This is a genomic window from Mesorhizobium sp. WSM4837 (genome assembly GCF_055811435.1).
The window spans coordinates 82,380-95,273 of the sequence record NZ_JBVVQE010000019.1 but is presented as its reverse complement, the minus strand read 5'-3'; the positions used below and the strand labels follow the sequence as shown (position 1 = coordinate 95,273).

General features: G+C 64.0%; 11 protein-coding genes and 1 pseudogene. 3 read left to right on the top strand and 9 right to left on the bottom strand.

Going from position 1 to position 12,894, the window contains the following annotated elements; genetic code table 11:
* The first annotated feature begins 15 nt into the window (after positions 1-15).
* Positions 16-441, top strand: coding sequence for a GNAT family N-acetyltransferase (locus AC0L3D_RS13835; protein ID WP_128171915.1), 426 nt, complete (start codon positions 16-18; stop codon positions 439-441).
* Here AC0L3D_RS13835 and AC0L3D_RS13830 read toward each other — a convergent pair whose 3' ends face one another.
* The 3 genes and pseudogenes from AC0L3D_RS13830 to murQ form a co-directional block, all read right to left on the bottom strand.
* On the bottom strand, positions 442-1,572 hold the full coding sequence (locus AC0L3D_RS13830) for an anhydro-N-acetylmuramic acid kinase (protein WP_473644698.1): 1,131 nt from the start codon (positions 1,570-1,572) through the stop codon (positions 442-444).
* 6 nt (positions 1,573-1,578) lie between these two features.
* Positions 1,579-1,706: pseudogene (locus tag AC0L3D_RS13825) on the bottom strand (esterase); the annotation flags it as partial.
* Between the two features lie 34 nt (positions 1,707-1,740).
* Positions 1,741-2,664: an N-acetylmuramic acid 6-phosphate etherase gene (murQ, locus tag AC0L3D_RS13820; protein ID WP_287171727.1), complete on the bottom strand. Its 924-nt coding sequence runs from the start codon at positions 2,662-2,664 to the stop codon at positions 1,741-1,743.
* A gap of 197 nt (positions 2,665-2,861) precedes the next feature.
* Between murQ and AC0L3D_RS13815 the strand changes: the two genes are divergently transcribed.
* Both AC0L3D_RS13815 and AC0L3D_RS13810 read left to right on the top strand, forming a co-directional pair.
* Entirely contained in the window at positions 2,862-3,971 is a 1,110-nt protein-coding gene (locus tag AC0L3D_RS13815) for a carbohydrate kinase (protein WP_473644670.1), read from the top strand.
* 47 nt (positions 3,972-4,018) lie between these two features.
* Positions 4,019-4,945 carry a pseudouridine-5'-phosphate glycosidase gene (locus AC0L3D_RS13810; RefSeq protein WP_128171917.1) on the top strand — a complete coding sequence of 309 codons (927 nt, stop codon included), beginning with the start codon at positions 4,019-4,021 and terminating at the stop codon, positions 4,943-4,945.
* An 83-nt stretch (positions 4,946-5,028) separates the two neighbouring features.
* Here AC0L3D_RS13810 and AC0L3D_RS13805 read toward each other — a convergent pair whose 3' ends face one another.
* The 6 genes from AC0L3D_RS13805 to AC0L3D_RS13780 are packed head-to-tail and all read right to left on the bottom strand — an operon-like array spanning position 5,029 to position 12,892.
* Complete coding sequence (locus tag AC0L3D_RS13805) at positions 5,029-6,270, bottom strand: VWA domain-containing protein (RefSeq protein ID WP_128171918.1); 1,242 nt, start codon at positions 6,268-6,270, stop codon at positions 5,029-5,031.
* Positions 6,263-8,521: a DUF5682 family protein gene (locus tag AC0L3D_RS13800; RefSeq protein ID WP_128171919.1), complete on the bottom strand. Its 2,259-nt coding sequence runs from the start codon at positions 8,519-8,521 to the stop codon at positions 6,263-6,265. Before AC0L3D_RS13800 ends, AC0L3D_RS13805 begins: the two co-directional genes overlap by 8 nt.
* A gap of 6 nt (positions 8,522-8,527) precedes the next feature.
* On the bottom strand, positions 8,528-9,607 hold the full coding sequence (locus AC0L3D_RS13795; RefSeq protein WP_077381511.1) for an ATP-binding protein: 1,080 nt from the start codon (positions 9,605-9,607) through the stop codon (positions 8,528-8,530).
* Between the two features lie 18 nt (positions 9,608-9,625).
* Complete coding sequence (locus AC0L3D_RS13790; protein WP_473626271.1) at positions 9,626-11,071, bottom strand: DUF5691 domain-containing protein; 1,446 nt, start codon at positions 11,069-11,071, stop codon at positions 9,626-9,628.
* Entirely contained in the window at positions 11,068-12,456 is a 1,389-nt protein-coding gene (locus AC0L3D_RS13785; protein ID WP_287171730.1) for an SWIM zinc finger family protein, read from the bottom strand. The genes AC0L3D_RS13790 and AC0L3D_RS13785 overlap by 4 nt, the downstream gene beginning before the upstream one ends.
* The gene (locus tag AC0L3D_RS13780; protein WP_473644667.1) at positions 12,443-12,892 is read right to left on the bottom strand and encodes a hypothetical protein; all 450 of its coding nucleotides are present in this window, start codon (positions 12,890-12,892) and stop codon (positions 12,443-12,445) included. The genes AC0L3D_RS13785 and AC0L3D_RS13780 overlap by 14 nt, the downstream gene beginning before the upstream one ends.
* Positions 12,893-12,894 lie beyond the last annotated feature (2 nt).

Sequence of the window (12,894 nt, the reverse complement as noted above, 5' to 3'; positions counted from 1 at the left end):
CTGTCTGGACAAGCGATGAACATGACGCTTGAAACCACCGCCGACCCTTCGCCGAAAGAACTCGCTTTTCTCGGGGAGCGGCTCAGCGCGTTCAACGACAGCGAAGTCGGTCCGGCCAACAGGAAGGTGCTCGCCGTGTTCGTGCGCGATGAGCACCGTGCGGTTGTCGGCGGCATCTCGGGATATACCGCCTGGGGCTGGCTCTATGTGCAATGGCTCTGGGTTGATGAGCGACTGCGCGGCCAGCGCATGGCCGGCAGGATGCTGGACGCAGCCGAACAGGAAGCCGTCGCACGCGGCTGTCATGGCGCCTTGATCGACACGTTCAATCCCCAGGCGGTCAACGCCTATGAGCGTCAGGGGTATCGGCTGTTCGGCGCGCTTCCCGATTTTCCCGTCGGCCGCAGCCGCGTCTTCCTGCAGAAGAAACTGCTGGCTTGATCAGCCGGCAAGGCGTCCGCCGCGCATCGGCTGTGGCACACCGGTGGTGGTTGGAAAACTGATCGGCAGGCCCCTGAGCACGCGGACCGCAAGGAAGGCAAAGCACTCCGCCTCGACCGCGTCACCCTTCCAGCCGAGCGCCTCCGCCGGCACCGCTTCGACGCCGGCGCGGCTGGCGAGCATGGCCATGATCGTCGGGTTGTGGCGGCCGCCGCCGCTGACCACCAGCCGCTTCGGCCGGTGCGGCAGGAGGTCGAGCGCCTTGCCGACGGCTGCGGCGGTGAAGGCCGTCAGCAGTGCGGCGCCATCCTCAGCGTTCATCCCATCCGCCATGGCTGCGCCGAAATCGAAGCGGTCCAGTGACTTTGGATAGGGCTTGGCCAGGTAGGGATGTTGCAGGAGCTTGGCCAGCCGCGCCTCGTCCACAGTTCCGGCACGGGCAATCGCGCCGTCGCGGTCCATCTCACCCAAACCGTTCGACTTGATGAAATCGTTCAGCGGCGCATTGGCCGGTCCGGTGTCGAAGGCGATGACATTGTCCTTGCCGTCCCACCAGGTGATGTTGGCGACGCCGCCGAGATTGAGCACCGCCGTGTCGCCGCTGATATCGGCATCGCGCAGCAGCGCAGCGTGATAGGCGGCCGACAGCGGCGCCCCTTGCCCGCCGGCGCGCATGTCGGCCGACCGGAAATCATAGGCGACCTTGGTCCCCAGTATGGCATGCATCAATGCCCCATCGCCGAGCTGGCGGGTCTGGCCGAGTCGGCCGTTTTGCGGGGCGCGATGCAGCACGGTCTGGCCATGGAAGCCGACGACGCCGATATCGGCCATCGTCAGCCCGTAGCTTTCGACCAGGTCCTTGACGGCTGCCGACTGGGCGCGCGTCAGCGCTTCTTCAGCTTCGCAAAAGATCGCCGGTTCCGGCCCGGCAAAATTCCACGCCCTGGCCTGATCCAGCGTCTCCTCCAGCAGCGTCCGGATCGATCCGGGGTAAGGCGCCAGCGTGTAGGTGCCGAAATCCTCGATCCGCTCGCCGTCGGTCTTGATCAGCGCAACATCGATATTGCCGTCCAGCACGGTGCCGGTCATCAGGCCGACGGCCCAGATTGGTTCGCCACTTTTCGCAATCATCATTTGTTAGGCTCCGTTGGCGAGATCGCCGACCGATGGGCGAATCTCGATAATCCCGCTGTCGAAATGATGTGTCGGATGGATCCGTTTGGTGAGCAAGGTCCCCATGCCCTGCCTTTGTCGAAGTCGGTCCATCCTGGATACTGGTATACCGGTATCCAGACAGCTTCACAGCGTCTTTTCGCCGATCGCCTTTCGCAAAAAACCGCCCGCATCGTCGAGCGCCTTGCGCGCCTCTTCGATGCCCATCCCGGTGATTGTCACCAGTATCGCCAGCTTGACGTCTTTGCCGGTCTGGTCGAGCGCCCGTCGTGCCTGCTGCGCTGTGCAGCCGGTGGTCTGCATCACGATCCCGACCGCCCTGGCGACCAGCTTCTTGTTGCTGGGATTGAGGTCGACCATCAGGTTCTGGTAGCTCTTGCCGCTCCGGATCATGCTGGCTGTCGTCAGCATGTTGAGAACCAGCTTTTGCGCGGTTCCCGACTTCAACCGGGTCGAGCCGGCGAGAACCTCGGGGCCGACAAGCGGAGAGATGGCAATGTCGGCAATGCCGGCAATGACTGACCTGGGGTTGCAGGAAAGTGCCACCGTCGTTGCTCCGACCTGCCTTGCATAGGTCAAGCCGCCAATGACGTAGGGTGTGCGGCCGCTGACCGCGATGCCGACCACCACATCGTCGGCGGTCAACTTGATGCCCTGCAGTGCCTTGATGCCTTGTTGCGGATCATCCTCGGCGCCTTCCACAGCCCGCACCAGCGCATTCGGGCCGCCGGCGATCAGGCCGAGCACCATGCCCTCGGGCACGCCAAATGTCGGCGGACACTCCGAGGCGTCGAGAACCCCCAGCCGGCCGCTCGTGCCGGCGCCCATATAGACAAGCCGCGCGCCTTTTTGAAACGCACCAACGATCCGGTCTACCGCGGCAGCAATTTCCGGAATGACCTTCTCGACGGCGGCCGGAACGCCGCTGTCCTCGTCATTGATCATGCGCAGGATATCGATGGTCGGCAGCAGGTCGATATCCATCGTCCTCGGGTTCCGATCCTCGGAAACCAGCCGCTCCAGTTCCCCCATCAACTCCTGTTCGTTCATCCGCCTGCTTTCAAACTTCTTGCCATCGGCAACAAGTTCAAACTTCTTGCCATCGGCAACAAGTAATGTGATGCGGCGCCAGATGTTGACCAGTACCAGCGACTGGCATTGATAAGCTCGCCAGCCAAACAAATGTTGACAACATCATCTGTTGTTGATCAAAGTTCAGCATGAATTGCGCGGACCGGGGTGAGGCGATGGACGACCTTGGAGCACAGGAACAGGCAGTGCTGGATCTGATCGCGGCGAACCCGTTCGCCGGCCAGCAGGATATAGCGACCGCGCTCGGCATTGCCCGCTCGACCGTCGCGGCCCACATCGTGCAGCTCGTCAACAAGGGCTACATTCTTGGCCGCGGCTATGTCTTGCCGGCGTCCAAGCGCATGATCTGCATCGGCGGCGCCGTCCTCGACCGCAAGTACCACGCCAGGAAGGATCTGATCTTCGGGACGTCGAACCCGGTCGACGGCTATCGCAGCTTCGGCGGCGTCGCCCGCAACGTCGCCGAGAACCTTGTCCGCCTCGGCGTCGACGTGAGCTTCGTTTCGATCGTCGGCGACGACGAGACCGGCCGCTCGCTGGTGCGGCACCTGCGCGACCTGGGCGCCGACGTCAGCCAGGTCATCACCACCACGGAGCGGCCGACGGCGGAATATGCGGCGATCCTCGACCTCAACAACGATCTCGTGCTCGGCATCGCCGACATGGAGATCTTCGATCTGTTTTCGCCCTCCTGTCTCGACCGTTTCTGGCCGCATCTGGCTTCGGCGAATTGGGTGATCATCGACTGCAACCTGCCGGCCGCGACGATCGCAGCGCTGATGTCACGAAAGCAGGGCGCGCGCTTCAAGCTCGCCCTCGACACGGTGTCGTCGCCGAAATCGGCGCGCCTGCCGAAGGACCTGACCGGCATCGACCTTTTGTTCACCAACCATGACGAGGCCAATACGATGCTTGGCATCACCGATGCCGACAAGCGGCTAAGGCCGAAAGAGGCTGCGGCGGCGCTGCGCGCGGCCGGCGCCAGCGAGGTGATCGTGACCATGGGCGCGCATGGATTTGCGGTCGCGACCGAAGGCGGCGTGGCAACGATGCGTTCCGTCCCGGCCCGCGCCGTCGACATCACCGGCGCCGGCGACGCGATGATTGCCGGCACCATGTACAAGGTGCTTTCGGGCGATCCCGTGCTCGATGCAGTGCGCACCGGCGCGCTGCTCGCCACGCTGACCACCGAGAGCGAATCCAGCGTCCATCCCGACCTGTCGCCGCGCTTCCTCACCGCCGGCATGTACCGCATTCCCGCCTGAAGCCAGACGACCCTGAACGCGAGCCGAACCCTGAAAGCGAAATAACGATGAAACCTTCCCTTCTCCATCTGAACGACGAAGTCGCGGCAGCACTTCGTGAAGGCCGCGCGGTGGTGGCGCTGGAATCGACGATCATCACCCACGGCATGCCCTATCCAGCCAATCTGGAGACTGCCCGCGGCGTCGAGACCGTGGTGCGCGAGAATGGCGCCGTGCCCGCCACCATCGCGGTGGTCGCCGGCAAGATCAAGGTCGGGCTCGACGACCGCGAGCTGGAGCAGCTGGCAGCGGCAAAGGACGTGGTCAAGGCGTCCGGGCGCGACCTCGCCGCCATTATGGTGGGCGGCGGCTCGGCCGGAACCACGGTTTCGGCGACGATGCGGATCGCTGCATTGGCGGGCATCGGTATTTTCGCGACCGGCGGCGTCGGCGGCGTGCATCGCGGCGCCGAAGCCAGTTTCGATATCTCGGCCGACCTGACCGAACTCGGCCAGACCGGCACGACCGTCGTCTGCGCCGGCGTGAAATCGATCCTCGATATTGCAAAAACGCTGGAATATCTGGAGACCCAGCGCGTGCCGGTGATTGCCTACCAGAGCGACGACTTTCCGGCTTTTTATACGCGCTCCAGCGGACTTAAAGCCGATCACCGCCTCGATACGCCGCAGGACATTGCGCAGGCCATGCTGCTGCACGAGCAGATCGGCTCGGGCACAGGCATCCTCGTCGCCAATCCAATTCCGCAACTGGATGCGCTCGATCCAGCCTTCATCGATGGCACGATCGCCGCGGCGGTGGCGGAAGCCGAAAAACGCGGCATCGGTCGCAAGGAACTGACGCCGTTCCTGCTCGCCCGCATCAACGAGCTTTCGCAGGGCCGCAGCCTGAAGGCCAACATCGCGCTGGTCCGCAACAACGCGGCGCTCGCTGCCCGCATTGCCGTGGCGCATGCGGGATTGAAGGACATTAAATAGCGGAACTGCCGGCCACAATCGCTGACCTGTCCAGCCGCTTTCCAGCCGCGACAGGAGTTCGGCAACCCTCTGGAACATGGGGCTCAGTCGTCCGCCCTGGGCGCCTCGGTCTCGGCGCGAACCAGCTTGATGTCGGCTCCCGCCGCCCAGGCGCCGATCTCCTCGCGGCGCAATGCCGCCGCCATCATGTCCGGAAACAGATCCGGCGTGCAGGCGAAGACCGGAATGCCAAGTGCGGCAACCGAACCTGCCATTGCCGGATCATAGCCGGGCCGGCCTTGGTCGGTCAGTGCCAGAAGCACGACGACATTGACGCCGGATCGAACCAGCGCCGCCAGCCGCCGCAGCAATTCCTGGCCATTGCCGCCCTCGTAGAGGTCGGTGACCAGCACCAGATGCGACTTGGTTGGCCGCTCGATACGGTCGGCGCAATAGGCGACGGCCTGGTTGATGTCGGTGCCGCCGCCAAGCTGCACGCCGAACAGCACTTCGACGGGATCGCTGAGTTCTTCGGTAAGGTCGACGATGGCCGTATCGAAACAGACGAGCTTGGTGCGCACGACCGGCAGCGAGGCCATCACTGCCGCGAAGATCGAGGCGTAGACGACCGAGCTTGCCATCGAGCCGGACTGGTCGACGCAGAGAACGACTTCGTCAAGGTCGACTAGCCGACGCTGCTTGCGCATGAAACCAACCAGCTTCTCCGGCACGATAGTTTTGTGCTCGGGCTGGTAGTGGCGAAGGTTCGCCGAGATGGTGCGCTGCCAGTCGATATCGCGCGCACGCGGACGTTTGGTGCGCTTCGATCGGTCGAGCGCGCCGCGTATCGCCTCGGCGGTCTTCTGCTCCAGCTTCTGCATCAGCTTGGCGACGATGTCGGCGATGATCGTGCGGGCGATGTCCTTGGTCTTGGCCGGCATGACTGAACGCAGTGAAATCAGGTCGGCGACCAGGTTGACGTCCGCCTCGATCGCCTTGAGGAACTCCGGCTCCATCAGCATCTGCTTCAGGTCCAGCCGTTCGAAAGCGTCCTTCTGGACGATCTGAACGACCTGCGCGGGAAAGAAGGAGCGAATGTCCCCCATCCATTGCGCAACGCGCGGTGCCGAGCGGCCAAGTCCGCCACGCCGCTTGCGCGGGTCACTGGCCGCCGCGCTGGCACCATCGCCGTAGAGAGCATCGAGTGCCGCCGAAAGTCGTTTGTCGTCGCTGGAAAGTGCCCCCGACGCCTCGTCATCGGCGCCGATCGCCAGGCGCCAGCGGCGCTCCCCTCCGGCATCTGCAGTGAGTCGGCCGAGCCCGTTCATTTCGCCCTCGTCATCCATTGCCGCTTCCTCCCCTCAGCAATGGTCCAAGCCGTTCCAGGTGTCGGCGCCATGCCTCGCCGCCATCCGGCGTCGGCGTCAGGCCAGCCGGCAAGCGCGCGGCACGGCCGAGAACCGCTTCGATCAGTCGCCGGCGCTCCATGCTGTCCAGATTGGAAAAGACGCGGCGCAGCAACGGCAGGTGCGCGATGAAAGCATCTTCGTCGAGAGATTTGAGCCAGGAATCGACCGCGCTGCGGAGACCTTCGTCATAGATCAGCCGTTGACCCGCTGTGCTGAAGAAGCCCTCGAAGAACCCCGCCGCCTCGGCGACTGGCGTGCCCGGCGACAGGCGTCGCCCGAGCAGCTCGGCTGCGGCTTCGGCGGACAGGCGGCCGGCCTCGTAGAGCAGGTGCGCGGCGCATCCGGCCAATAGCGCCGTCGCCCGCGACCCCTCGAGAACGGCAGCCAGCCCGTTGCGCCATCCGTTCAGCACGTCTTCCCCCGGCTCCACCAGCCTGATCGCCTCATCGGCCTTGCGCATCGCTCTTACCAGCGTCGCGGCGGCCTGCTCATCCAGGTCGCGTGCCGCATAGGGAAGCGCGATCGCACCTTCGACGATCAGCCGCTCCATGAGGCCGGAAAGCCGGTTCGTCTCGGTTTTGCGCGCCTCGCCGTAGCGGATGATGTCGGCGAGCGGCGGCACCGAGGCCAGAATCTCCAGGCATTCGCTGCTGCGCGCCGCGCGCGCCTCCAGGGCCGCGAGACCGGCGGTCGATGCTTCCGACAGGCCTGCCGTGATGGCGCCCTGGACCAGTGCCGCAAGCGTATCGAGGGTTGCTGCGGCTTCGATCATCTGTATCAGGCGGCCGTTGGCAGCCTTTTCGATGGTCGGCCCGTAGATCAGGTTCTCCACCAGGCGAACGGCATATTCCGGCTCCCAGGCCAGGGTCCACCGCTCGCGGAACGTGCCACGGCTGCGACCGGCGTCCGTCAACTTGCCCCAATGCACACCAAGCACGTTCAGCCGATGCAGCAATGTCGAACGAAACAGCCCGCTGTCGCTTCGCAGGTCGACGGATAGTTCCCGCTCCAGCGCTTCAGGTTTCAGCCGCGCCGCCTTCTGGTTGCGCTGCAGATCCTCGATCAACGGCGCCAACGGCGTGTCGGGTGGAATTTCGCCGACGTCCGCACCTAGAAGCAGTTCGGCCTCGACCACGGCCCACAGCAACGCTTCGCCGTTGAACAGAGCCGCAATTGCGGCGTCGCGCAATTCCTCAAACCCGGGTTTCGGCCGCTCGCGAATCGCGGCGAGCGTGCGGGCGAGCCGCTCCGCTTCGATCAGCGAAGCGGTCGAGACCAGGTGACCCTTCACCCGCAGCACCGCTGCAATCATTGCAAGCCACAAGGTTGCTGCATCGCGCCGGCCGCGCGTGCGCCAGAGATGCTTGCACCAGCCGGGTGCGACGACGCCCGCGCCATAGCCGTAGCCCAGCGCCAGACGCGGTCCCGTCCACGGCGCCCATGTCATCGTGCTCTTGCGCCTCGCAATCCCCTTAAGCAGGGCTTGATCGTTTTTCTGCATGTGTGTCGCCTGCAGTGCCGGCACATGCCACGCCCCGCAGACGACGGCGATAGGTCCGTCGAATTCCTTGCGCGCCGCAGCGATTTCGAGCCGCATATGCGCTTCGCGCTGGGCCTCGAACTGCGCGATCGAGCCTTCACCATCCCTCAGCGTTATCATCGCGTCGGAGATGGCGGCGAATATGGGGCCTGGTTCCGGATTCTGCTCGATGATGTCCGACCACCAGCTTTCGCCATCCTCATAGCCGGCGGCGCGGGCCAGCGTGCCTATCGGATCACGCCGATGCGGAGCCACATCATCACGCTTGCTTGACTCCTTCGCATCGTCAGCATCGACTTTTTCCGCGCCGTCGACCGCCGCTTCCGAGAAGCGCGCCGACGACGGCAGGTCGATGAAGCGCAACGCCGCCTTGTTGTCCACGGCCCAAAGGACCGCCTGATATTCCGGCGAGAACTCGGCGAATGGCCAGAAGCTTGTCGAAGCCGGATCCTCCTCCGGATAGCAAAGCAGTGCTACCGGCGGCTGCATCTCCGGGCGGGCCAGCAACGGCAGCAGCGCGGAGGCATCGATAGGCCCCTCGATCAGCACGGCGACCGGCTGCAAATCCTGCAATGCCTGCACAAGGCTGTCGGCGGAACCCGGCCCGTGATGGCGTATGCCGAAATAGGCGACCTCGCTGTGCCCCATGGCGCGTCAGATCGCTGCGTTCAAGGCCGCATAGTAGCCGGCGTAGTCAGGCCGCTTCTTGAGCACTGTTTCCAGATATTCTTCCAGCACTGCCTTGTCCTGGACCGGGTCTTTCACGATCGCCCCGACAAGGCTGGCGGCGAGACCTTCGGCGCCGAGCTTGCCGCTGTCGAACCACGCCGCCTGGCTCAGACCGCCAACCATCGTCGCGATCGCCTCGGCGGTCGACAGCGAGCCCGAGGGCGTTTTCAGCGTCACCTTGCCGTCGGCGGTCGCACCGGACCGCAATTCACGGAAGATGGTCAATACCCGGGCTATCTCCTCGCCGACATTTTTCGGCACCGGCAGGTCGAGCCCGCCGGCCATCTCGTCGACCCGCTTGGAGACGATCGCCACCTCTTCAGCCATGTCTTCCGGCAATGGCAGCACCACGACATTGAAGCGACGCTTGAGTGCCGAGGAGAGTTCATTCACACCCTTGTCCCGATTGTTTGCCGTGGCAATGATGTTGAAGCCGCGCTGGGCATAGATCGATGTGTTCAATTCCGGGATCGGCATCATCTTTTCGGAAAGTACGGTGATCAGCGTGTCCTGCACATCCGAGCCCATGCGCGTCAGTTCCTCGAGCCGGCAGAGCTTGCCGGTCTGCATGGCGCGGTACAGCGGCGTCGGCACCAATGCTTCCTGGCTCGGGCCCTTTGCCAGAAGTTGCGCATAGTTCCAGCCATAGCGGATCTGGTTCTCGTCGGTACCGGCCGTGCACTGCACGATCAGCGTCGAGTCGCCCATGATGGCGGCGGCCAGATGTTCCGACACCCAGGACTTGGCCGTTCCGGGAACGCCGAGCAGCAGCAGTGCGCGGTCGGTGGCGAGCGTTGCCACCGCGGTCTCCATCAGTCGGCGGCGACCGACATATTTTGGCGTTACCGGCGTGCCGTCACCGGCCTTCCCGCCCAGCAGATAAGTCAGCACAGCTTGTGGCGAGAGGCTCCAGCCGGCAGGCTTTTGCCTGTCGTCACCGCGCGCCAGCGCCTGCAATTCAGAGGCATAGGCCTGCTCGACCGGGAGACGGATGGCAGCGTTCATATGAATTCTCCGGATTGATCATGTGTCGGTTCTAGACTGATGTTCGGCCAGCGCCGCGTTGAGACGCAGGACACTGAGTGATGGGGCTGCGGGCGGCATGCCGGCTGCGACGACCTCGTCGATCAATTTTGCTGCCGTGGTCGCCGTGGCAAGGAAGCAGATCGTTTCCAGTATATCGTCGGCGCCTCGGCGCATGGCGTCGTCGGTTCCCGCAACGGCGGAACGCAGCGCCGCAACAGCCGACCCATTCGAAAGATCGTCCCATTCCAGCCAGCCAGCATCAATGCCTTCCGCCAGATTGATCGCGTTGAGGTAATTCGCTTGCTTGAGGATCAGCCGGACGAGGGCTCGTTTTCTGCGACTGTCCAGGCGCGGCGTGAGGTGCAGTACGAACAGCGCTGGCTTGCCGCCATCGGCGACAAGTGCGTCGGCCATATGCGTCACCGCGGCGTCGCTCCCCGAAGCGGCGACCATTCGTGCGATCAGGATGTCGGCATTGTTGTCGGCGCCGAATTGCCAGGCGCCTATGAACTCAGGTTCGGTAGCACTGAACCGCGCGGCCAGGTCGACGAGATTGCAGGTCTCGAACAATTCGGCGCGACGCGTTTCCTGCGCCGGCGATTTCAACTTCGCCGGCGTGTAGATGCTGCGGCGGCGGATGAAGCCGGATTTGCCTTCGCTGATGAAAGCGGCGAGTTCAGCTGCGGGATCACCCGGTCCGCCATCGTCTGAACGGCCGTGCTCTCCCAACCTTGCCAGCAGCCGGCCAGCCAGTTCGCGCACCTTGCCGGACCTGTCGGCGGAGAGGCTTTTAAGGAACGGCGCGTCCTCAGGATTCAGGCCGAAGCGCATGAGTTCGACGAGCGCAAGCCTGACCTCGGCGGGCTCGCCCGACGCCTTGGTCTCGATCAGCAGTCGAGCCGAAGCCGGTTCACTGCGGCGCATGTCTGCCAGCGCGATGCGTCGCGCGGCGGGATAGAACTCATCCCAATTTTCCGACGTCAGTTTCTCTTGCGGGGCATGTCTCTCCCCGTCCACGCTTGCTTGCCAGTCGATCCAGGGGGCGTAGACGTCCGGACTGTTCTGATCCGACGCGACGGGCATCCAGTCCATCGGATGGAGCACAAAGCCGCGGCTGGCGACAAGCGTCACCACGCGCGTCTTGCGTCGCGCGTCGACGGCATGTTTCAGAGCGGCTCTCAACAGCGGCCGCAACCGCTCCGGCAGCATCGGGAGCGCAAGCCTGGGCAGCGGCGGCCGGCGCTTGAGCGTCTTCGGCGCCGCCGGCCGCAGGGCGACGTCGAGCGCTTGTGCTGCGATTGCTAGGAGCCGGCGCTCCTGCTCGTCGGGACTTGCACCGCCGGCGATCGTCTTCCAGGCGGTCGGAGCCAGATCGAAGGTGGCTCCGCCGGTGATCCAGCAATCGCGCATTGTCGCCAGGCCTGTTTGCTCGCCCTCGTTCACGACAGGTCAAGCCTCCCGAATCCGCTTTGAGCCGCCAGAAGGTCAAGCCGGGCGCCATCCCAGAGCGCTGCCGTGGCCGCAAGGTCGAGGCCGAGCAATGTTTGATTGACAGCGCCTGCGATCGGCAAGGCGATCCCTTGCGGATCATCCGCGGCCTGCCACCAGCCTGTGCCGCGGTCATCGACCAGGATCGCACCAGGCGGCAGTATGAGAGGACAATCGGTAATCCAAGGCGCAGCATCCTGATAGGAAGCATGCGTGGCGAGTGGGTCCTTTGCAGCGCCAAAGCTGAAATCAGGCCACGCGCCGGACGTCACTTCACCCATGCGTTCTGCCACCAGTGCGCGCAGCGGCTTGCGTGATGGATAGAAGACCAGCCGGGCATCGAAACGATCGCCCGGCGCAAAAGCGTTGGACCGGCGTCCGGCAGAAGCCGGAAAATAATCAAGCAGCACGGCAAATTGCGGGGTAGCGCACTTCAGATCGAGCAGCCAGGTCGAATGGCTGACGAGACCGTCACGGCGGCTCTCGATCTTCTCGCCCAGAACCTCCCAGAAGCTTTCGACCTGTCTTGCATCCGGATTGGCCAGAACCTGTTCGCGGGTTTCAGAGGTCGATACGAGGCGCTTCAGCTCTGGGTCGTCGGGCGACGCCCGCCATGCCTTGGCCAGCAGCACAAGCTTGCCAAGCTCACGGATCGCCGCATCCGGTTTTTCTTCGCTGCGCAGCGCCATCAGCCGCGAAGGGATCTCGTCGATGCGACCGGCAAGCGCGGTTGCCTTCATGTCGACCAGCCGCGCGGCAATCCGGCGGCAACGGTCGCTGCTGCCGTCGACAAACCCGGAAAGACCAAGCCGCAACTGGTCGGCGATCCATTGATCGAGTTCATCGAGCGCCGCCGACACTGCTTGTCGTGTGTCTTCCGCCCGCTTGCGCTGCGCAGCCTCACGACGCTCCACCGCCGCACCGTCTTCGACGGCGGCGCTGTCGTCCGTCCGTGCAGCCTCATCAATGCTTTTGGCTGCCACACCTTCTATCGGTTGCGCTGGCGGTGGCGTCGTCTTCCTGCGCCGGCCAAGCCAGTCATTCACCCATTCAGGCGAGGATTCAGCGGCTGCAAAACTGGCTGGCGCGGTGGCGGCAATCCACATCAGCGCCAGCGTGTGCTTGCACGGGAATTTTCGCGACGGGCAGGTGCATTTGTAGCCGTGATCGCCGGTGTCGACCACCACCCGATATGGATTGGAGCCGGAGCCCTGGCATTCACCCCAGATGAGCGCCTGGGGCTCATGCTTTTCGAGCCGCGGCCAGTTCGATCGTTTGGTCAGCTTGGAGGCGGCGCTCAGCGACGCCTGATCGGGAGCAAGCGCCTCAATGGTCTTCAAATCGAATTCCAAGCCGCGCCCCTCGTGACTCGAACCAAACACCTGTCGGAAGGATAGATAGCCGTTCGTGAAGAATTATTGTAGCTCTCGCAATGTGAAGATCGATACTTCTCGGCCCCCTGTCCTCCTTGCCCGAATTCGCCTGATCCGCAAGCGAGCTCCACCGCCATTCGGCGGGCAGAGCATTTTCAGCAAATCGGCGGTTGGCGTCGGTCAGCCCAGTTATGCGCTCATTGAACGGGAGCAGGCCTTTGCGGCCATGCAACTGGTTCGCTTGGAGCGAGCCGTTCAGCCCTTCAGGTCGACAGGCATGGGATTTCAGACTGGCACCGCCCTGCACGATGGCTGCTTCAGCAGGCCTTTTTTGCCCTCTCAAGGTGATTTGAACGCTGCGACGCTTGACTCCTGCGACACCTTGTGAAAAATTTTGCATCACCT